The organism is Paenibacillus sp. FSL F4-0236 (genome assembly GCF_038000135.1).
Taxonomy (GTDB): domain Bacteria; phylum Bacillota; class Bacilli; order Paenibacillales; family Paenibacillaceae; genus Paenibacillus_AQ.
This window is the reverse complement of sequence record NZ_JBBOBK010000001.1, coordinates 4,459,755-4,482,841: the sequence shown is the minus strand read 5'-3', so window position 1 is coordinate 4,482,841 and position 23,087 is coordinate 4,459,755. Positions and strand designations below refer to the sequence as shown.

Here is a 23,087-nt window from a genome sequence, read left to right as displayed (position 1 = left end):
CCGAACACGGAATAACGGTGACGCGTCATAAGAGTTCCTTAATGGATTATTTAAAGAAGCACTACTTTCTTTATATTTTGCTCGCACCAGCTGTGATTCTGACCCTTATTTTTAAATACGGTCCTATGTATGGTGCGATTATCGCCTTTAAAGATTTCAGCCCAATCAAAGGAATCATGGGGAGTGAATGGGTAGGTTTGTACAACTTCGAGAAATTCCTTTCTTCTCCCAATTTCGAAGTAATCTTTTTGAATACGCTTAAATTAAGTTTCTTCGGATTAATTCTGAGTTTTCCAATTCCGATCCTGCTTGCCTTAATGTTGAATCAAATTCGCCGTGCAGGCGTCAAAAAGAACATTCAATTGTTCTTGTATGCACCTAACTTTATTTCTGTTGTCGTTGTGGTCGGGATGTTGTTTATCTTCTTATCCCCAACGGGACCGATTAACCAGTTTTTTACCTGGCTTACAGGTGAACCAATTATGTTCATGTCTCGTCCCGAGTACTTCCGTTCGATTTACATTTTATCTGATATTTGGACCGGAGCCGGTTGGGCATCCATTATTTATGTAGCAGCGCTTGCTAATGTCGATCCTGAGTTACATAATGCAGCCAATCTCGATGGCGCTAATCTTCTACAAAGAATACGCCATATCGATCTGCCAACCATTCGTCCAATTATGGCTATCGTATTTATCCTTGCAGCTGGTGGGATTATGTCCATTGGCTTCGAAAAAGCCTATCTCATGCAAACGGCGATGAACTTACCAACCTCAGAAATCATTCCGACTTACGTTTATAAAATTGGTTTGCAGTCGGGCGATTATGCCTATTCAGCCGCAGTAGGATTGTTTAACTCTATCATCAACATCGTCTTGCTCCTCACAGTTAACTTCACCGTGAAGAAACTGAATGAGGGTGAAGGTCTTTACTAAGAAAGGAGCAACAAGCTATGCCTATTAAACATTCCGGATTAGATCGCTTTATCGTCGTGCTGAACGCGATCTTCCTGACACTGGCCGTACTTATCATCGTACTTCCTTTGATTTATGTAGTGATTGCTTCTTTTATGGATCCATCTGTGCTGCTCAGTAAAGGATTATCATTCAATCTTTCGGACTGGTCATTAGAAGGGTATAAAAAAATTCTTTCTAATCCGGCCATGATCCGAGGTTTTGGAAACTCTGTTTTATACTCTGTTTCATTTGCTATGATTACCGTTCTCGTCTCAATCTGTGCAGGGTACGCACTGTCCGATGACAGGCTCAAAGGAAAAGGGTTCTTCATGACATTGTTTATTATCACCATGTTCTTTGGGGGTGGACTCATACCTACATATCTGCTCGTTAAGAACCTTGGTCTGCTTGATACAGTATGGGCGGTGATCATTCCAGGGGCAGTCAATGTTTGGAACATTATTCTCTCTAGAACTTTCTTCAAAGGAGTTCCGAATGAAATGAAGGAAGCCGCTAATGTAGATGGAGCTTCGGAGATGCGGATTTTCTTCAGTGTCGTATTACCGCTCTCCAAACCGATTGTTTTTGTGCTCGCTCTTTATGCCTTTGTTGGCCAGTGGAATTCCTACTTTGACGCTATGATCTATTTAGATAATCCTAATCTTCATCCACTGCAGCTCGTGTTGCGTTCCATCTTGATCCAGAATCAGGTAGATCCGGGCATGATCAGCGATCAACTCGCCATGGCGGAAATGAAACGATTGTCTGAAATCATCAAGTATGCTGCCATCGTTGTTTCCAGTTTGCCACTCATTGTTATGTATCCGTTCTTCCAGAAGTACTTTGAAAAAGGTGTTATGGTCGGTTCCCTTAAGTAGGAAACAGGCTGCACATAGATAAAGATTAATTCATTCATATCTAATTTGGAGGTCATACCCTATGAAAAGAATTAAGAAATCAAGAGTTTCGACGAAAGCAGCTTCTGTAACTGTACTTGCTTCACTTATGTTCCTTAGTGCATGCGGTGGAGGAGGAGGGGGAAGTGCAGCTAGTAAAGAACAGGACGCCAGCGGTAAAGTAACTTTGAACTTTATTACGCAAAGCTCTCCACTTGCACCAACTGATCCAAATGAAAAACTGATTAATAAACGTCTTGAAGAAAAGACGAATGTTCATATTAATTGGAAGAATTTCACGAAAGACGTATTTGTTGAAAAAAGAAACTTGGCTGTGGCAAGTGGTGATCTTCCTGATGCAATTTTTAATGCGGACTATAGTGACTATGAGCTGCTCAAGCTTGCTAAAGATGGTGCCATCGTTCCGCTGAATGATCTCATCGAGAACAATATGCCAAACTTCAAAAAGGTGCTGGAAGAAGCACCAGAATATAAGAGTATGATTACGGCACCAGATGGCAATATTTATGCCTTTCCATGGATTGAAGAGCTGGGTAGCGGTAAAGAAAGAATCCAGGCGGTAGATAGTATGCCTTGGATCAATGTGGAATGGCTTAAGAAGCTTGGCCTTGATATGCCTAAAACAACAGAAGAATTAAAGGAAGTATTAATTGCATTCAAGACAAAAGATCCAAATGGCAACGGTAAGGCTGACGAAATTCCATTGTCCTTTATTAACAAGCCGGGAGCAGAAGATCTGGCATTTCTATTTGCTTCGTTTGGATTGGGTGAGAACCCTGACCATGCGGTTGTGAGCAATGATGGGAAAGTGATATTTACGGCGGCACAAGAAGACTACAAGGAAGCAGTTTCTTTTATTAACGAGCTGTATAAAGAAGGACTCATTGATATTGAAGCCTACACACAAGACTGGAGTACTTACCTTGCAAAAGGAAAGGATCAGAAATACGGACTTTACTTCTCATGGGATAAGGCCAACATCACCGGAGATAATGACAGCTACGAAGTTATGCCTCCACTTGCTGGACCCGATGGTGAAGTTAACGTAACAAGAACGAACGCGCTTGGTTTGGGAAGAGGTAAGATGGTTGTCACAAGCGCCAATAAGAACTTGGAAACGACAGCGAAATGGGTTGATCAACTCTTCGATCCGATTCAATCTGTACAGAACAACTGGGGGACGTATGGAGATGAAAAACAGCAGAATATTTTCGAATTTGATAAAGAAAAAGGAATGCTGAAACATTTGCCGCTGGAGGGTGCAGCTCCTGTAGAACTACGTGAGAAAACAAGTGTCGGTGGACCCCTAGCTATTCTTGATTCTTATTATGGGAAATACACAACCATGCCGGATGATGCCAAAAGCAGAATGGATATTATCAAGAATATCATGGCGCCAAATATGAAAGCAGAAAACGTAATGCCGAGTGTATTCCACTCCATTCAAGAGCTTGATCGCCTTACGACAATTGAAACAGATCTTTTTGCCTACGTGCTTAGAATGCGCACGGAATGGTACCAAAACGGTAAAATCGAAGCGCAGTGGGATGAATATCTGAAAGAATTGGACCGTCTGGGCTTGCAAGAATGGCTTCAAATTAAACAAGGCGGATATGATAGAGCAACCCAATAACAAATGATTAATATTGTGGGGTGAAGGCCGTGTTCCATGCAGTTACACTGCTATACACGACCTTCATCTATATAAAGAGAGATGATCTTAGAACTAAGATCTTATTACGGGAGTAAAGGAGAAAACAATAATGTCTACGATTGCGAAACAAAATTACCGAGGTGTGTATCATTTTTCCCCTAAGGAAAAGTGGATGAACGATCCAAACGGAATGGTTTATTTTGAGGGTGAATATCATTTGTTCTTTCAGCACCATCCGGGTGGAATGACCATGGGAGCTATGCACTGGGGCCATGCGGTCAGCAAGGATCTTGTTACATGGGAGGAACTGCCTATCGCTCTCGCTCCAGATGAATTAGGTATGATTTTTTCCGGCAGTGCTGTAGTTGACTGGAATAATACGACTGGATTTTTTGAAGGTAAACCAGGTTTAGTAGCGATTTTTACGCATCATTTGGATATGCCAGAAGGCAAGCCAGCCATTCAGCGTCAAAGCTTGGCCTACAGTAAAGATAACGGAAGAACCTGGACGAAGTATGAAGGAAACCCGGTACTTGAACATGATACATTCATAGATTTCCGTGACCCCAAAGTATTTTGGAATCAAGATACGAATCAATGGGTGATGATTGTAGCTTGTGGTCAAACGGTGTGTTTATATCATTCTCCTGATCTAATTAACTGGACATATGCCAGCGAATTTGGTAACGGAATCGGTTCTCATGACGGGGTATGGGAATGCCCAGACTTGTTCCCACTTGCTATTGATGGCGATCATTCGAACACGAAATGGGTGATGCTTGTGAGCATCGGTGCGGATCCCGCTTTTGTGGAAGGGTCAAGAACTCAGTATTTCACAGGGGATTTTGATGGAGAAGTGTTCACGCCAGATGAAGATTCGATAAAAGTTCGCTGGATTGATTATGGAAGAGATAATTATGCAGGTGTAAGCTGGTCCGATATACCGGCTGAAGATGGAAGACGACTATTTATCGGCTGGATGAGCAACTGGATGTATGCTAACAAGACGCCGGCAGAAGAATTCCGCGGCGCGATGACGATTGCAAGAGAACTTCAACTCGAATCAAGACAAGGGGAGATCTTTCTTGTGCAGAAGCCGGTACAAGAGTTGGAATCTGCTCGTGTACAAGTCCTTTCTGTGAAAGAGGCAACGGTGCAAGAAATCAATACTCTTCTTAAGGTGATTCACTTGGAATCTTATGAGATTATAGCTGAGTTTACTCGAGGTAAATCTGTAGGCTTCAAAGTAAGAGTAGGTGCGGATAGTCAAACAATAATCGGTATTAACGGTGAGACAGAGGAGCTTTATGTAGATCGGATGGCTTCAGGTCAGCATGATTTCCACGAACATTTCGTAGGACATCATTCAGCCAAGCTCGAAGCGCTTGATGAGTCAAATGATCTCCGTATTTTTGTGGATCGCTCTTCAGTTGAGGCGTTCAGTAATGGTGGTCAGGCAGTGATTACGGATCTTATATTCCCTGGACTAGAATCTAAAGGTATAGCTGTGTTTGCAGAAAATGAGAATGACTTGCTGATTTCCCTGGATATCTATGAGCTTACTCCCTCTGCTGAGCAAGACAAGAATTAGTCAACGAGAGGAGTCATGTATATGCGTATAGGAGCGATTGAAGCTGGCGGGACGAAGTTTATATGTGGCATTGGGAATGAAAATGGGGAAATTGAAGATCAGATTAGTTTCCCAACAGAACATCCTGAGGTGACGTTGCCCAAAGTTATTCAATATTTTCAAGGCAAGCAAGTAGAAGCTATCGGAATTGGATCGTTTGGTCCGATTGATATTCACACAGATAGCAGGGCGTATGGTTACGTTACAACAACACCAAAGCCAGGGTGGGGAAATTACGATATGCTGGGCACTTTGAAAAGAAACTTTTCGGTTCCTTTTGGATGGGACACGGATGTCAATGCAGCGGCATTTGGTGAAGCCAAATGGGGCGCTGCTCAAGGGTTATCCAGCTGTTTGTACTATACAGTTGGCACGGGTGTTGGTGTGGGAGTGTATTCAGAAGGTAAACTCATTCATGGTCTTGTACATCCTGAAGGGGGTCATGTTCTTACGAGACGCCATCCTGACGATGTATTCCCAGGGGGATGTCCCTATCATGGGGACTGCCTAGAAGGGATGGCGGCAGGTCCTGCTATTGAAGCAAGGTGGGGGAAGAAGGGCCATGAACTTCCTATGGATCATCTTGCATGGGAAATGGAAGCATTTTATATTGCACAGTCGATTACGGGTGCTATATTGCTTAACTCTCCTCAGAAAATCATTCTGGGTGGTGGTGTTATGCAGCAGTCACAATTGTTTCCACTGATCCGTCAGGCTGTGCTTCAGAACCTGAACGGCTATGTCAGCTCAAGTACTATTTTGGAACACATAGATGAGTATATCGTTCCACCAGGACTAGGCCAACAGGCGGGATTATGCGGTGCTCTGGCTCTTGGACTTACAGCACTGGAAAGTCAGATTTCTGCTCAATTGTAAAAGAATATATAGAGGAGGTCAGTGCAGTAATGAATTGGCCTCCTTCTTGTTTTTCAATATTAATGATAGAAAAAGAGGGCAAAGAAGATGAAAAATAAAGGAAAAGTCGCAATATGCTTTCTTATGGCAACAGGACTTGTAATGACTTCAGCAGGCATTTATGTAGCAAATCCCGGGACTGGATGGGCTGCGCTCGCTGAACAGGAGGTAAGCAAACGAGCTAAGGAGGGACTTTCTATTTTTGAAAGCGTAACCAATACAAATACGAATTTGACAGGTTGGCAAATAAAAGGAAAAGGTAACTTGGTGGATACTCCTGAAGGAATCTTACTGTCTTCCGATCCAAAAGAAAATGTAATGGCAATCTCCGAAACGGTGTCAGAGGATTTTATCTATGAAGCTGACGTCATGATCAAGGATATGCAAGCTGACGCGACCTTATTGTTCCGTTCTAATGAAGATGGCTGGGGTTCCTACATGCTCCAAATCGTACCGAATGCAGGTATGATTCGTTTACAAGACGCAAGTGGTGGTGAAGGGAAATTAAAAGAGGAGCGAAAAGTTACAGTCAAGGCAGGCGAAATCTATCATCTCAAGGTGAAAGCAGTGGGTTCATCGCTGAAAGTATATTGGGACAATGCATATAAACCTGTAATTGAGGTTCAGGATAACGCGTATCGTACAGGTAAGCTAGGACTCAATGTATGGGATGGTTCTGTTTTGTTCCAAAACATAATCGTAAGTGATCTGAAAGGAAATCTTGGTGCTGTGGTTACAAATCAAGGACAATGGCAGCCTAATATCAGCGGCAAAAAAGGAATGGTAGCAAACCAGAGTAAGTCACTGCAAATATATAACAAACAAGCTGCTGATTTTGTATATGAAGGTAATATATCTCTTCGTCCTGATTCTGTTGCAGCGCTCGCCTTTCGTTCATCGGCTGATGGAACAAAGGGATATGAAGCTGCCCTTACGAAGGAAGGAAATCAGGTCCGTGTAAGCTTGACGAAAGCTAACGGAACAACCATTGCAAGTTCACAGCATACCTATCCAAGTCAGACCGGAGCAAAACATCACGTAGAGATAAAGGCAAATGGAAACAGAATTCAGGTCTTCCTAGACGGATACACCCCGGCTGCAATCGATCTAACAGATAAAACCTACACCGATGGATATGCAGGAATCGTCGTTAAACAAGGAACGGCTTACTTCCAGGATACTTATGTGACGGATGCTAGCAGTTATTATAATGAAAAATATCGTCCTCAATATCACTATACGCCAATTCGTGGTTCTGCAAGTGATCCGAATGGACTGGTCTACTTCGAAGGAGAATATCATCTATTCCATCAGGACGGAGGCACATGGGCACATTCTGTCAGTAAAGATATGCTGAACTGGAAGCGGCTTCCGATTGCGCTGCCGTGGAATGATCATGGACATGTCTGGTCTGGGTCGGCTGTGGCAGATTTGACGAATGCATCAGGCTTGTTCGGGGATTCAGGAGGTAAGGGGCTAATTGCCTACTACACTTCCTATAATCCCGATGGCCCGAATGGGAATCAGCGTATCGGTCTTGCATACAGCAAGGACCAAGGTCGTACTTGGGAATATTCCAAGGCGCGTCCAATGGTTATCGAGAATCCAGGCGATAATGGAGGGAAGCCCGGAGGTTGGGATTTCCGTGATCCGAAAGTGATTCGTGATAACGACAATAACAGGTGGGTCATGGTTGTATCCGGTGGAGATCATATTCGTTTCTTTACTTCAACGAATCTACTTGATTGGACCCTAACAGATAGTTGGGGATACGGGGACTATGTTCGCGGCGGTGTATGGGAATGTCCAGATTTGCTTCAGCTTTCGGTAGACGGAACATCACAGAAGAAGTGGATTCTGATGATAAGTACAGGAGCGAATTCAAAAACAGGCGGATCAGATGCTGAATATTTTGTGGGTCATTTAACAGCGGAAGGTAAATTCGTAAATGATAATCTGGCAGGCAAAGTATTGCGAACTGATTTTGGAAAAGAATTCTACGCATCAATGTCTTTTTCGAACATGCCAGATCATCGCAGCGTAATGATGGCTTGGATGACAAACTGGGACTATCCGTTTGCTTTCCCGACGACCCATTGGAAGGGCGTATTGTCAATCCCAAGAGAAGTCTCATTAGTGACGACAAAAGATGGGATTCAGCTCGTTCAAAGCCCAATCAAAGAGTTGGAATCGCTGCGTAGTCAGCTGTATTCTACAGCTAATAAAGTGGTGAGTCCTTCTTCTCAGAACCTACTGAAAGGCGTTACTTCTGGTGCATACGAGATTGAAGCTGAAGTAGAAATTCCTGCAGGCAGTCAGGTAAGTGAATTTGGTTTTAACGTTCGTGTAGGTGGAAGTCAGAAAACGGTAGTTGGATATAAACCTAGTGAGAGTCAGATTTTCGTGGATCGGTCTGCATCTGGTTTGACGGATTTTTCGAGTTTATTTAGTACAAGACATGAAGCGCCAATGCAAACGGAGAATAAGCGTGTTAAGATGCGTATCCTTGTAGATGAATCTTCTGTTGAGGTTTTTGGCAACAACGGTAAAGTCGTTTTCTCTGATGTCATTTTTCCGGATCCAGCCAGCAGAGCTTTGAGCTTTTACACCAATGGAGGCAACGTAAAGGTCGTATCTCTGAAGGTGAATCGGTTAGGCTCTGTATGGAATCAGGAGTCCAATTCCGCTACCAAGATAATGATGGATACAAATGATCGTGAACTGAGCAAGGGGCAAAGCGACGCACTCTTGGCAATGGTAGAGAATGGAACGGGTAATGGTGCACAGCCACTGAAATGGAATTCCAGTAACAAAGATGTAGTTGAACTAAACATGGCAGATAACTCACAGGCAACCATTGTAGGAAAAAAAGAAGGCGAGTCTATCATTACTGTCTCTACTCCAAATGGGAAGGCATCAATAAGCGTTTTAGTTAAGGTAACTGATGGTGAATTTCATACGAACTTAAGTGGGTGGACTAAAGATCTATCTGCAGCTTCTTGGGTCATTAGTGAAAATGGAATTCGTGGAAATTACTTGAGTGACGCGAATTATATCGCAGCGAAGCAGGCTGGAGACTTTACTTATGAAGCAGATATGATGTTAGGGAAATCCGGGGGAGCAGGCTCTATGTTGTTCCGCGCCAGCGAAGATGGACGCAGCGGATACTACTTAAATCTGGATCCGAATATGAAGTCCGTACGTCTCTTTTATAAAATCGAAGGCCGTTTTGAAGAGCGTCAAATACTGGCGAAAGTTCCGACGTTCATTCAGCCAGGTCAAACCTATAAAGTGAAAATCGAAGCGAAGGGCCCGCATATTGTAGTTTATGTGGACGGGCAGAAAGTGATCGACCTCCAGGATGGCACTTTTGCAGAAGGTCGCTTTGGATTACATGTATTTGGCGGATATGTTTCATATCAAAACGTTAACGTGAGCGGAGAAACACCTGCCAACTTGACCACATCCAGTCTAGTAAATGCAAAACTACACAAATCTCTCTATACAGCAAATCTTGCAAATGGTGAAGCTGTTACCCTGAAGGATGCAAATGATTCTACGGATCAGAAGTGGGTAATCGTGCCGACGGGGGATGATGCAGGTTCCTATTCCATTCGTACAACAGCCGGTCAGGCGCTTGATCTCGACACAGGGCAAAATAAAATTCAGTTATACCATTATCTCGGATATAACAATCAGCGTTGGATTTTTCACAAAAATGATGATGGTACCGTAAGTATTATTTCTGCTCATCATAAGAAAGCGCTGGAAGTATCAGCGGATGGAACAACATTGTCTCTAAGCGAGCTTGATCCTACTCTTGATCGACAAAAGTGGGTAATTACGAATTAAGATGAGAATGATGGAACTAATGGAAGAGCGGCTAAAATTGGCGGCTCTTCTTAAGAAGTCGATCTTAAGATTGAAACTACGAGTTTCACTTATCGCATATAGCAGCTTATGTGTAAAAATGCTAAATAAGCAGAGCAGTGCTTCTCCCGTTGGGGTAGGAGTGCGGCTCTGCTTATTAACGTTGCTGCAAGTGAATATTTTGATCCGCTGATTCTGCCGCTATGAAAGAGATGAATCTTTAAAGTTGAAATATTTAAAAATCAGGTTGAAAAATGCTATTTTCCCTAATGGAAAATCATGACACAATATCAATAAAGCGCTTACTTCACAAAAACATCCCAAGTTCATGAATACTCTATACCACTTTTTTTAAAAAAATCACGATATTAAATGTCGTATCAACTGGTCAAAATTTCGGATTCGAAGCAAAGGTTGAAATTATTAAAAAAGTTGGTACTAAACGTTTAACTCAATTACTTAGGGGGTCAAACGGTTAGACATATCTAAGTAATTATGAAGGGGGAGAGGGAATTGAGAGTAGGTAAAGTATTCGGGGTAGGTATTCTTTCAACTGCACTAGCATTAAGTGTCATTGGGTGTGCGAAAGACGAGAAAAACACAGCAACCAAGGCAACTGATGCACCTAAAGCATCCGAGAACGCAACTTCCAAGCCTGAGGAGAAGGTCAAGATTATCTATTCGATGTGGGGAAGTGCGGAAGAGGGAAATGTAACCCAGGGAGTGGCGGATAAGTTTAATGCTTCTCAAGACAGAATTGAAGTAGAAGTACAAGCGATCCCTTGGGAAAACTACATGACCAAGCTGAATACAATGGCAACGGCAGAGCAATTGCCTGATACAGGGATGCTCAGGGAAGATGGTGTCGTTCAGTGGTCTACCCAAGGCATGCTGAATGATGTAAATACAATGTATGAAGGAAGCGACAGCAAACCACTGGATAGCTTAGCCTACAAATATCAAGGGAAAACCGTAGCCTATGCGGCTGCCAATGAAATCTTACTCCTCTATTACAACAAAGACATGTTCGACAAAGCCAATGTACCCTATCCTCCAGCCGTTTTGGATAAAGCGTGGACATGGGACGAATTTGTAACAACAGCGAAGAAGCTGACCATTGATAAAAATGGTAAACATCCTGATGAGAGTGGCTTTAATGAGCAGAGTATTGTTCAGTTTGGCGCATCCGTTGAGAACTTACCATGGCAGCTCGAGACCTGGGCGCTTGGTAATGGCGGGGGGTTCTATTCGGGTGATGGGACTGAGGTGAGAATTGGAGAAGACGCCAGTATAGAGGGAATTCAGAAGGTTGCAGATCTTTACTTGAAGGATCATGTTGCTCCGTTGTCTGTCGGACAGACTGATGATGGTATTCAACGAACCATTATCGCGGGAACTGTCGCCATGGCTACTAACGGTGCGTGGAACGTGGGAACTAGTCTGAATAAGGCCAAGGAAGAAGGCCTGAACTATGGCGTTGCTGTATTGCCTTACATGAAGGATAAGGTTACCCTCAACACGGGTGGAGCCAATGTCGTGTTCTCCCAGACTAAGCATCCAAAAGAAGCGATGGAATGGCTGAAGTGGTACAACTCTGAAGAAAATAACTGGGGACTCATTAGTTCAGGAATCTGGATGCCGACGCTGGAGAAATGGTATACGGATGAAACCCTTACCCGTAAATGGGTAGAGAACCCTAACTTCCCTGCTTATGAAGAATACAAATCTGCAGTAGTTGATTATGCTCAATCTTCTGCTGTAAAACCAGCATCGTGGTTCTATACGAATCATACGACGGAGTTTAACACCTTGCTTGGATCGATTCTAGGGGATGTGTGGACTGGAAAGACGACCGCTAAGGATGCTATCACGAAAAACCTCGATGCTTTGAAAGCTGCGAATAAAGGTAGTAACTAAGGTCAGGAAGGATGGCCGCTGCTATGCTCACACACGCGGCGGCCATATTTTGATCATCAGGTGGGGAGAGAAAAATGGAAACTATTAATAAATCTCCGAAGCGCCGTTCACGCATTAATTCAAGTGAGGCACGCTTTGCGTATATCCTGTTGATTCCTGCCTTCCTCGGGCTGATCTTTCTGACGTATCTGCCTCTTGTTGGGGTGCTAGGAATCAGCTTGACGAATTGGACAGGATTGGCGAAACCCAAATTCGTGGGCATCGAGAATTACATAAATCTATTTACCACCGATCCTTATATTAAAGATTCTATTATAGCGACGATCTACTTTGCCATTTTATCAGTAGTTGGAAGTATGATTTATTCACTTTTTATCGCAATGCTTCTGAATCGTAAAATTCCGGCACGAGGTTTTTTTAGAGCGATTTTCTATGTTCCATACGTTTTGCCGGCAGCTGCAATATACGTAGGATGGTCCTGGCTATACGAGGCTAATTTTGGCTTTTTCAACTTTCTGCTCTCCGAAGTTGGTTTAAACAAAGTTTCTTTTATCGCTGATTCCAGCTATGTAGTTCCTTCTCTATCATTGATATCGATCTGGTTATCAGGAAACTTAATTGTTATTTTCTTAGCTGGACTTCAAAATGTTCCGGGCGTCTATCATGAAGCGGCTGAAATGGATGGTGCCAACGGATGGAAACGATTCTTGCACATCACATTGCCATGCATGTCACCCATTATTTTTTACAATTTGTTAATGAGTTTAATTGCTAATCTCCAGATCGTTACGCCGGCTCTTGCATTAACTAATGGCGGACCGGGTAATTCTTCACGTTTTTTGACTTATCTAATGTATGATCAAGCATTTGTAAATTACAAGTTAGGGTATGCTTGTGCGACAACGTTAGTTATTTTTGTTATTCTTGCAGGCTTTACTGGTGTATTATTTAAAACCTCCAACCTATGGATCTTTAATGAAGGAGGCGATGATAAATGAGTGTAGCCACATACGGAAGATTAAAGAGCAAAAAACGTAATAATCAATGGATGAACCTGATCTCGTTTGTCGCTGTCATTTTCTTTACTATACTCGTGCTCTTTCCGATCTGGTGGATATTTCGCACATCGCTCATGTCGAATGCCGAGATATACAAATATCCACCTTCACTGCTGCCAGGAAATTGGTTATTTTCAAACTATGGAGAAACGCTAGAGATATTTAAGTTTTGGAAATATTTATGGAACACCATGATTATTATTGTACCCGCCTGTTTGGCAGGAACCTTTACAGCCACTTTATGCGGTTATGCCTTTGCAAGGCTGCGCTTTTGGGGCAAGAAATTGATTTGGGCTCTTTGTGTCGGTTCGATGCTTTTACCTGCAATGGTTACGCTCATTCCGCTATATATTGGGTGGACGAGGGGCTTAGGAATCCATGATAGCTATCTACCATTGATTTTGCCTTATTTCTGTGGCGGTGGCGCTTTTAATATCTTTTTGATTAGGCAGTTTATCATGTCTATTCCGAGAGAGCTTGATCAAGCAGCAACGATCGATGGTGCTGGATATTTCCGTATTTTGTTCAGTATTATTATGCCGGCAATTAAATCTGCAATGATCGTCGTCGCATTATTTATCTTTATCGGTTTATGGAACGATCTACTTCAACAGATGATTTACATAAACTCAAGCGATAAGTATACGATAGCCTTGGGACTGACCGCTTTTAGAGGCCAACTCAAGCAGGACTGGTCACTGACGATGGCGGCTACGTGCATGTCCTTTGTGCCGGGCGTCATTTTTTATCTGATTGGTCAGAAATATTTCGTAGAAGGAATCACTTTGACTGGATTGAAGAATTAACTCTAATGGCTAAAGATAGCTAGTAGAAGACATGGAGGATTTAATTTCCATCGGGCGCTATCGTTAATTTAGATGATAATTAGAGATTCACGATAGAGCGTTTTACAAGCAACTTGCCAACAAGGAGGTTGCTTTTTTGTTAATATGGACCCCGAGATATAATAGTTAACACTGTCGTATTTAAGGTATGAAGATGAAAACTAGACGACATTAAGGTACAATCATACTTAAAAGGAATACCTGATGAATTGATCCCTACGTTCATCGAGCAGGGGGGCTTATGAGAACAGCAAACGCCAACTTAATGAAGGAAATTAACCTTAACAACGTTCGTCAAGTGATGAAACGTATAAATACAGCCACCAAACCCCAGCTGGCAGCACTGACCAAACTGAGCGTCGTAACAGTAAACTCATTAGTCAAGGAGCTGCACGAGTTAGGTGAGCTGTTCGAAGACTTGACTGTACCATCAAACGGCGGTAGGCCAGCACAAACTTATCGCTACAATTACAACTTCAGCCTCGGGCTGGTTATTTATCTGAAGGATAAAGAGGGACAGGTACTGATTTCAGCCACCGTTGTGAATTTGGAGAACGAGATTCTGGCGAAGGATGAACATATCATTCCAGTCTTCGAAAGACAATTTTTTTGTGATATTATTGAACACTCTATAGCCTTGTATCCTTCTATCAAGGTTATTGGCATAGGCATTCCGGGACAGGTTGTCAACGGCGAAATTAAAGTCAGCAGCCACCATGAGCTGACTGGCTCACGGATGATTCAAGAGATTGAGCAACAATTTGAGTTGCCTATCTTGGTTGAAAATGACGTTAATGCAGCTATCAGCGGATATTGCATGAACCAGGGAGAGGAAGAAGAACAGTACTTGCTCGGTCTTTACTTTCCAAACAGGTACCCACCTGGCATGGGTATCTATCTGAATGGAAAGATCCTTAAAGGTAATCAGGGTATGTCAGGGGAAATAAAATTCCTGCCCGACATGCCTGACTGGAGTCTCGAGATGGGCAAGGACACGTTCATCGATACTACCTGCCGGATTATCCAAACCCTGAATGCTGTTCTTGCTCCGGACAAAATTGTAATATATCAGGATAAGGTGGAATTAGAAATCTGGACATCTGCTTGGGAAGCTTATCAGCTTCGACATCCAATGCCCATTTATCCACAGATTGTTATGCAAGATACATTTCAAGAAGATTTCGAGGCCGGCCTGCGCTGGTTGACATTGAAGTCATTGGAGCCGGATTTGGTCGAGCTCCATTAAGAGGTTGTCCCATATGTCATGAGATGAATGACTTATGGGACAAGCCTCTTTTTTTTAGGTGATCAATATGAGTATTGATCCAATTGCTGATATGCACTGCACACTGATGATACAGCTCCAGATCAGTGAATGGGTTGCTTGACAAAGAAATGCTTATATCGCATACTTCATATATAGACTTTATAAAGTATATTTATTAAGTGTATAAATGTATTTCTTTACGCGTGCAACGAATCATTTTTATCACGAGGGGGAAGCATGCTTGTCTACCTGGTTTTTGATTATTATATATCTGGCTTTTATCAGTCTAGGACTTCCTGACTCTTTACTCGGCTCGGCATGGCCCGTTATCTGGCCCGAGATTGGTTCATCTCTTGGCTCGGCAGGTATCGTGTCCATGATCATTGCGGGAGGGACCATTGTGTCCAGTCTGTTCAGCAAAAGGATGGTCGAGCGTCTGGGTACGGGTAGAATCACATTGTTCAGTTGTTTCCTTACTGCGGTTGCGCTACTTGGATTTTCCATTGCTCCATCGATGCTCTGGTTCATAGTATTTGCCCTACTAACATTGATGTTTTTGAGTACAGAGACGATTAATAGATTGCTGATAAAACCCACGCAAGGGAGGGGATAAAGAGATGGTTTATATCATTTTATGCGCAATCATCTGGGTAGGAGTGTATTTGAATCTAGCCGCATCGAAGGAATCGATGGATGTGAAGCCTATTCGTTCCGTGAATGATCTGTTTGAATAACCAAGGAGCAACGTAAAAAGCATTTGATCCTAGATCAAATGCTTTTTTGATAGTACAAAGACATTATCGTTTCAATTGCATAGTTATACTAGAATGAGGAAGGTTAGCCTTTTGAAGGTAAGTAGGGGCTAACAAGCTCCCCTTGGTTATATAGATTTATCATACAAGTAATCAACACCCCAAATCATTCCGTTACAGGCGGAATAGCTTGGGGTGTTGCATTTTTTATAGCGCTTATAATTATTAATTAAGTAAAACTATTGGTTTTGTGAAATATAGTGACTTACTGTTACTTTTGAAGCAGGAAAATATACATATATATTGAATACAAAACAACAAAGAGGGAGGATGAAAATGTCATACAGAGCAAATGCATTACGTTCGTCATTAACCCTAGCTGTTCCAATTATTTTAGATAGGCATTATCATTCTATAACTATGAAAAATATCGAATCCGCCTGGTTTATAGAGACGCATAAGGAATTGTTAGATTCAACATTCAGCACGATATTAATCAGTATGATAGAGGCACTGTTCTTGGATTCCTTTGGTTACGACCAATACCTAAACCTACTAGAAAAAGAGGGGGTGGAGCGAGGGATTTATACTGCAGAAATATTCGGTGATCATTTTGATATCTTACTTGAAATGAGCAAGGATTTAAACTTAATCGCTCAGAATATGATGTTTAAGATCATTGAAGAGATGGAAGATGATTCTACGACTCGATTGTTTTTTTATAATCGTTTAATGGAAAGCAACTGGACCGGTTTTACGGGCTTTGCAAAGGGATATTTATCTAATAAAAATCAACAGATTGACAATTTGCATGAACAAAAAATTGCTGTTATGGGACAAATGGCAGCTGGTATGGCACATGAAATACGGAATCCGCTTGCTTCGATTAAAGGGTTTGCCCAGCTTGTAAATAACAGGCTATATGAACCGGTGATCAAGACGGATGAATTGCGTGCGTATCTGGATATAACCATTAAAGAGATTGATGCTCTGAACGGATTAGTAACGGACTTCCTAGTACTGGCTCGAAAAGGAGATAGTTCGAAAAATACCGGCGTAGTATATAACGTTATCGAGGTTATACATAGAGTTAATAACATCGTGAATCAACTCATACTTAGTGATGATATTATTCTTTCCGTGGAGTATTCTCTAGAGAAAGTAATGACGTATGGAAACGCCTCTCAACTAGAACAGGTAATCCTTAACATTTTAAAAAATAGTATCGATTCATTCACAGCGTTTAGAGGTAGAATAGACATTACAGTTAGCACCGCTAATGAGACTAACGAAATTATCCTTATTTTTAAAGACAATGGAGAAGGAATTCCACTGGATAAACTAAATCGAATATTTGACCCTTTCTTTACAACCAAGCAAAAAGGGACAGGAATTGGATTATCAATTTGTAAACAATTAATAGAAATGTATGGGGGACAAATTAAGGTAGACTCAGAAGTTCAGGTAGGTACTAGCGTGATGGTTATTTTGCCTTGGGTAAATGATTATCACATTTGAGGCTACGAACAATTTGAATGATTGAATGAAGGATGATAAATGGATCATCAGCTTCGGAGAGCTGATACAGCAAAAATAAACAAGCCTGGCACAGAAGCTCTTCAGGCTTGTTTGTTTTTTTTCATGCTGAAAAGGATCATCCAAACGATACACAGTATCGCTATTCAAAAATACGCGTTCCTTAGAGGACGGTACAGCCTATTCTACTTAACGCTAAGTTGTATCTCTTTTTCTTTTACAAACTTCTCCAGCACTCTAAAATCCTCGGTAACCTTTTTAAATGGTAAAGATTCCAGCGCCTTATCCCGGTAATCCTTTTTCGCAGCAGCAGACAGACGGGAATCAAGTATGCTGAGTACACCAAGGTCAGTCTCACTACGGATCAGTCGCCCGGTTCCTTGTCTTAACCGAAGCAGCATGTCCGGTACAAAAACGTCATTTAAGGGATCCTTCGTCAAAGATGCCTTATATTCATAGACAGGATCGGAAGGAACAGGGAAGGGCAGACGGAAAATAATTAACTGCGACAAATCAGAACCTTCGATGTTCACGCCTTCCCAGAATACACCGGTACTAAGAAGGACGCCTTTACTGCCACGGAATTCAGCGATCACCCCGTCCTGAGACGATCCTTCTCTTTGAACATGCACCGCCCATGCTAGCTTCTCGGATTTTAACTTATTATGAATGTACTTCATATCTTCCTTCGCTGAAAAAAGAACCAATGTCCGTCCGTCCGTTAAATTACAGAGCCTCAGCATTTCCTTGTATGCCGCTTCAAGATAACCTACCTTGTTCTGATGGTTGTAGTAAGGGATGTCCTTAGCAATATACAGCATGGTGTGGTTGTCATAATCAAACGGCGAAGCCTGGCGCTCCATATAATCTCCCTTGTAACCGAGCGACTGCGTCAGGTATGCATATTGTTCCTCTAGTGTTTCTCCGGTTTGGCACATGGTTGCTGACGTTAAAATAACAGATGTTTTCCCGTTAAATAAGCTATATCTTAGGAACTGGCTTATGCCTTTAGGACAGATACTAATAGTGGCCTCACGCTGGGTATTGCTTCCCCAAATCAGGTAGTTATCCTGGACTCCGGCGAGTACATCAAAGAGATCTATAAGTCCGTTCATGGCTTCAAAAAGATTATCGATCTCTCGCTCATGCTTGGAAGTTAAGACGGATAAGCTGAGGTTAAACTCTTTCAAAACCTGAGCCCCCCGCTTTAACGGAATCCCTGTGATCTCCGACACTTTTATCCGGTCATTATCCTGCTTGGCTGTTTGCAGCAAATCCGCTTCTACCTGTTTGAAAATATGACCCACGCATCTTTTTAAAAATTTAAATTGCGGCAAAAGGCCGTTATCTGCGGATTGCTTGAAGAGAATCTGTAAGGTGTCATCCAGAATACGGCAGGTTCCCCGGTATGTAAACTCGAGCGTTCTAGCATCTCTAACCTTTGCTTCCAGATTATGAGCTTCATCAATTACGATCAGAGCTGGCCGTTCAGTGATTAATCCCTTCGTTCCTTCTTTTTTCTTGATCAAATCACGGATGAGCAGGTCCTGGTTGACGATAATAAAATCCATGTCGCTGGCGTCGGCGTTAATCTTCGCTCTCATCTCGTAAAATGAACATGTACTTTTATAATGGCATCGTTCAAATTTACAATCATTCACACAAACATTAGACCATACTGCATCACTAACTCCGCCCTTAATATCTGCTCTCTCATCAATGTCATAATTTACAATACGCTGGGCAAGCGTAGATAGAGGAGAACTTGAATCATCAGGTTGTAACAGGTCTGTTGCCCTGTATCGGCAAGCATATTGCCCCATGCCTTTTCCGACTACGGAGCGAACCAATGTAAATCCGAGCCGGCTTCCGATGAATCTCAGATCTTTATGAATCTGTTCTGAAAGTTGTATGGAGGATGTTGCAATAATGATCGGTTGTCTTGAGACTTGGTTAATGAGCAGGCTGGGAATGAGGTATGCAAAGGACTTACCGATGCCGACTCCAGCTTCAATCATTGCGTTTCTACCATTAATATAAGCATCAGCGATATCCAGAGACATATCTTGCTGGCCGATCCGCTCTTTAAGTCCAATCCTGGGAAATCTATCATACATCCGAAAGATGGCATTGACTAAAGAGGGTTCGATGTCCTTTTTTAGCTCCCGCTTCTGTAATTTATATAGATCACTTAACCAGCTAATAACGACCGCCTCTTTTCAAAATCAATTTTCTTCCAGTCCCAGTTTTTTGGGTGAGGTTGTAATTATCGTAGATGAAGCGCTAACAGTCAAGTGTCAGAATATAAAATAATGATTTTTAACCCTTGTTCTTCCAATCATTAGAGATAGGAAGTGCGTAGGATCACAAAGCATTTATTGGATACGTTTATACTCAATATATTAATTAAATTTGAAATATAAATTACATAAGAATTTGGAGGCTACGGGCATGGATCATTTTACTTTTACAGATATGAAAAAAATAAAGAGAGAAAATTTGGGTGATGCTGTACCTTTAGAGCTTTTCAGAACGATTAGACTTATTGGATTATACCAAGCGTTACCCATGAATGGTAAGGGCACAACGTTGACCATAGGAAGGAAAATTGGGGAAGAGTTTGGTGTTACCTCAGTTAATGAACTATTCGGGTTATTCGAACAAATGAAGATAGGGATCCCAATAATAACCCATGAAGATGACAAGGGAATGTCAATTGCAGTACACGATTGTTTCTGCGAAGGGTTACCTATTATGGAAGGGAAAATGGTATGTGACCTAGAGGGGGCCATTATCGAAGGAGCACTTAGCAAAATACGTGGGAAACGAGTTTCCGTCCGGGAAGTGAAATGTAATGTTCATGGGGATGAATGTTGTGAATACATAGTCAAATATTAAAATTTACGTGATATTTCGATCATATTACGGATGTTTGAATCAGATCTGTAAATGACAGAAGAACAGCGATTCTCCATCCTTGGAGAATCGCTGTTTTGATTTTTTGTTCAATTGTGATTAAGAAGCTGATTTAGGAGTAAACGCTCTACGAATAACCTTCGTCAATTCCATTAGGATGACGGCGCCGAGTGCCAGACCGCTTGCAATCAGCCAATCGGACATTCCGAATGAAGTTGGAATCGAGAAGATTTCTCTAACTCCTGGCAGAACCGCAATCCCGTAAAAGGCAAAGCAGACCAAAACGGCTCCGATGACGTATTTGTTGCTGAAAAACCCAGCTTCAATAGCTGTTTGACTGTTCGAGCGAGCGGCAAAGGTCTGAAGTGTACGAGACAGAATCAGGGTTGTAAATGCCATAGCCACGCCCATATCAGGGGAATGCTGGAGTCCGATATACAGGGATATAATTACGGCTATACCTATAAGTAGACCACGAGTAATAATAGCCTGCATCATTCCTCCGGCAAATATACCTTCCTTCAGTTCTCTTGGATTTCTATTCATCACGTTAGGTTCAGGTTTCTCCATACCAAGGGCAATGGCGGGCAGTGAATCATTCGCCAGATTGATAAATAGAAGCTGAATCGCTGTGAAGGGATTAATCCAGTCGAAGATCAGGGCAAACAGAATGGCGATAATCGCACCCAGGTTGCCTGAAAATAAATAGGCGATCGCTTTTTTGATATTGTCGAATACCGTTCTGCCTACAGACACAGCATTCACAATGGATACAAAATTATCATCGGTCAAAATCATGGCAGCCGCGTCTTTAGCAACGTCGGTTCCACTACCCATAGCAACACCGATATCTGCTTGCTTCAAGGCAGGCGCGTCATTTACGCCATCACCGGTCATGGCTGTGATTTTGCCTTTTCGCTGCCACGCCCGGACAATTCTGATCTTATTCTCCGGAGAGACTCGGGCGTACACACCAATCTGCTCAAGCTTATTATCCAGTTCTTCATCGGACATGGCATCAAGCTCTTGACCGGTTACGGCAATTTCTTTTTCGGTCATAAGGCCGATATCGCGTCCGATCGCTTGTGCGGTTGTCTTATGATCACCAGTAATCATGATGGTCCGAATTCCAGCCTTCTTGGATTCTGCGATCGCGCCATAGACAGCTTCCCGAGGGGGATCAATCATAGCTGTCAAGCCTACGAGCACCAGATTTTGTTCATCCTCAAGCCCCACTTCAGTGACTGTATTTGGTACAGTTTTGTAAGCATAGGCAAGTACACGTAGTGCTCTGCTGGAGAATTCCTCATTGGCTTCAATGAAACGATCAAGAACTTCCGGTGTCATCGGCACTTCTTGTCCACTTAGTAGTACATGCGTACAAAGACTAAAGAGTACATCTGGTCCGCCTTTAGTAATCATTGCTTTTTGTCCGTTAAAAGTGTGTAAGGTCGTCATTAGCTTGCGATCCGAGTCAAAAGGAAGTTCGGCTTCACGAGGGAAATTGTCGCGTATTTCCTTGTAATCTTTATTCATGCTGTTACTGAAGGCAATAAGTGCCACCTCAGTTGGATCGCCTAGTTCTTTACCATCCTCATTAATGTTAGAGTCGTTACAAAGCACGGCAATGTGTAGGAGGCGCCGGGCTTCCTCAGACCATTCTTCGGGCTCTTGATTGAATTGATCACGATCACCTTCCGGTAAAAAGTAATCTACAACCGTCATTTTATTTTGGGTCAGAGTACCGGTTTTGTCCGTACAGATGACACTGGTTGATCCAAGTGCTTCGACGGCTGGGAGCTTACGAATAATCGCATGTTGCTTAGCCATTTTGTTCGTACCTACGGATAAGACAATCGTTACGATCGAGGATAGAGCTTCTGGAATAGCGGCGACTGCCACAGCAACTGCAAACATTAGGGCATTCAGGATGGCTTCCGTGGTATCCACTGTATCATTCGACAGCCAAACACGTCCGGCTTGGATGGCAAAGATCAAAACGGATAGCACGATAATCGCTACACCCAGCTGCTTGCTAAAGGTTTCGAGCTTACGCTGTAGTGGCGTCTGCTTGGTTTCGGCGCTCTCAATGAGTTCAGCGATTTTGCCGATTTCGGTTGTCAGTGCAGTTCCTGTTACTACAAGAGTTCCACGGCCATATACAACCAAAGAACCGCTAAACGCCATATTACGACGGTCTCCGAGTGGAGATTCCTTCGCGATGGTATCCGTATGCTTCTCTACAGCTTCGGATTCTCCGGTCAGCATGCCTTCATTGATCTTCAAGCTTCCCGATTCTATGATACGGCCGTCGGCAGGTACGAAATCTCCAGCCTCCAGTAATACGATATCACCGCGAACAAGCTCTCTGGCAGGGACGGTTTTTAAGGCTCCATCCCGCAACACTTTAGCCTCGGGTGCCGACATCTGCTGCAGGGCATCAAGTGAACTCTCCGCTTTACGAGTTTGGATGACACTTATAACTGCATTGAGAATCAACACGAGGAAAATGATAAGCGACTCCATAACTTGACCCATAACAATCTGGACAATGGCCGCAATAAGCAGTACGACCACCATAGGGTCCTTGAAATTTTCAAGAAAAAGCTTCCAGAGGGGATCTTTTTTCTTTCCTTTTAATTCATTGTAACCATCACGTTCCAGTCGTTTGTCGACTTCTGCCGACGTAAGCCCGTTAGTTGTACTCTGCACTTCCTGTAAACTGTCTGTTACATTCTTGCGGTAATACTCCACTAATGATAGCTCCTCTCCGCTGTGCTGTGTCTTTTTTTAGGTCTCATAAGCTTCGATTTACTGCATAAGTGCACATAACTGCGTGTTCTACACAAGTATG

15 protein-coding genes and 1 pseudogene are annotated in these 23,087 nt (G+C 42.6%); 14 read left to right on the top strand and 2 right to left on the bottom strand.

The annotated features are described in order from the left end of the window. The first annotated feature begins 41 nt into the window (after nt 1–41). The 13 genes and pseudogenes from NSQ29_RS20100 (at nt 42) to NSQ29_RS20040 (ending at nt 17,299) form a co-directional block, all read left to right on the top strand. Entirely contained in the window at nt 42–935 is an 894-nt protein-coding gene (locus NSQ29_RS20100; RefSeq protein WP_081382700.1) for an ABC transporter permease, read from the top strand. Nucleotides 936–952: 17 nt separating this feature from the next. Further along, the gene (locus tag NSQ29_RS20095; RefSeq protein WP_042125286.1) at nt 953–1,834 is read left to right on the top strand and encodes a carbohydrate ABC transporter permease; all 882 of its coding nucleotides are present in this window, start codon (nt 953–955) and stop codon (nt 1,832–1,834) included. A 61-nt stretch (nt 1,835–1,895) separates the two neighbouring features. Further along, nucleotides 1,896–3,506, top strand: coding sequence for an ABC transporter substrate-binding protein (locus NSQ29_RS20090; protein ID WP_339269580.1), 1,611 nt, complete (start codon nt 1,896–1,898; stop codon nt 3,504–3,506). A 130-nt stretch (nt 3,507–3,636) separates the two neighbouring features. Then, complete coding sequence (locus NSQ29_RS20085; RefSeq protein ID WP_341125919.1) at nt 3,637–5,118, top strand: glycoside hydrolase family 32 protein; 1,482 nt, start codon at nt 3,637–3,639, stop codon at nt 5,116–5,118. 21 nt (nt 5,119–5,139) lie between these two features. Next, nucleotides 5,140–6,033, top strand: a complete 894-nt coding sequence (locus tag NSQ29_RS20080; RefSeq protein WP_339245972.1) for an ROK family protein — start codon at nt 5,140–5,142, stop codon at nt 6,031–6,033. An 87-nt stretch (nt 6,034–6,120) separates the two neighbouring features. Then, a complete protein-coding gene (locus tag NSQ29_RS20075) occupies nt 6,121–9,924 on the top strand; it encodes a GH32 C-terminal domain-containing protein (protein WP_341125918.1) in 3,804 nt (1,267 codons plus the stop codon). Between the two features lie 7 nt (nt 9,925–9,931). Then, on the top strand, nt 9,932–10,135 hold the full coding sequence (locus NSQ29_RS20070; protein WP_341125917.1) for a hypothetical protein: 204 nt from the start codon (nt 9,932–9,934) through the stop codon (nt 10,133–10,135). Nucleotides 10,136–10,455: 320 nt separating this feature from the next. Beyond that, the gene (locus NSQ29_RS20065; protein ID WP_341125916.1) at nt 10,456–11,859 is read left to right on the top strand and encodes an ABC transporter substrate-binding protein; all 1,404 of its coding nucleotides are present in this window, start codon (nt 10,456–10,458) and stop codon (nt 11,857–11,859) included. Between the two features lie 74 nt (nt 11,860–11,933). Next, entirely contained in the window at nt 11,934–12,857 is a 924-nt protein-coding gene (locus NSQ29_RS20060) for a carbohydrate ABC transporter permease (protein ID WP_341125915.1), read from the top strand. Further along, complete coding sequence (locus NSQ29_RS20055) at nt 12,854–13,723, top strand: carbohydrate ABC transporter permease (protein ID WP_149647840.1); 870 nt, start codon at nt 12,854–12,856, stop codon at nt 13,721–13,723. Before NSQ29_RS20060 ends, NSQ29_RS20055 begins: the two co-directional genes overlap by 4 nt. Nucleotides 13,724–14,027: 304 nt before the next feature. Next, entirely contained in the window at nt 14,028–15,008 is a 981-nt protein-coding gene (locus tag NSQ29_RS20050; RefSeq protein WP_371916469.1) for an ROK family protein, read from the top strand. Between the two features lie 262 nt (nt 15,009–15,270). Further along, nucleotides 15,271–15,570 (top strand): annotated as a pseudogene (locus NSQ29_RS20045) (MFS transporter); the annotation flags it as partial. Between the two features lie 547 nt (nt 15,571–16,117). Next, nucleotides 16,118–17,299: a sensor histidine kinase gene (locus NSQ29_RS20040; RefSeq protein WP_341125914.1), complete on the top strand. Its 1,182-nt coding sequence runs from the start codon at nt 16,118–16,120 to the stop codon at nt 17,297–17,299. Between the two features lie 203 nt (nt 17,300–17,502). Here NSQ29_RS20040 and NSQ29_RS20035 read toward each other — a convergent pair whose 3' ends face one another. Next, a complete protein-coding gene (locus NSQ29_RS20035; protein WP_339269590.1) occupies nt 17,503–19,434 on the bottom strand; it encodes an ATP-dependent DNA helicase in 1,932 nt (643 codons plus the stop codon). A 334-nt stretch (nt 19,435–19,768) separates the two neighbouring features. On the opposite strand from NSQ29_RS20035, the gene NSQ29_RS20030 reads away from it, so the two are divergent. Further along, complete coding sequence (locus NSQ29_RS20030; protein ID WP_042185883.1) at nt 19,769–20,215, top strand: V4R domain-containing protein; 447 nt, start codon at nt 19,769–19,771, stop codon at nt 20,213–20,215. A gap of 117 nt (nt 20,216–20,332) precedes the next feature. On the opposite strand, the gene NSQ29_RS20025 is transcribed toward NSQ29_RS20030, so the two are convergent. Next, nucleotides 20,333–22,987 carry a cation-translocating P-type ATPase gene (locus NSQ29_RS20025; protein ID WP_341125913.1) on the bottom strand — a complete coding sequence of 885 codons (2,655 nt, stop codon included), beginning with the start codon at nt 22,985–22,987 and terminating at the stop codon, nt 20,333–20,335. Nucleotides 22,988–23,087 lie beyond the last annotated feature (100 nt).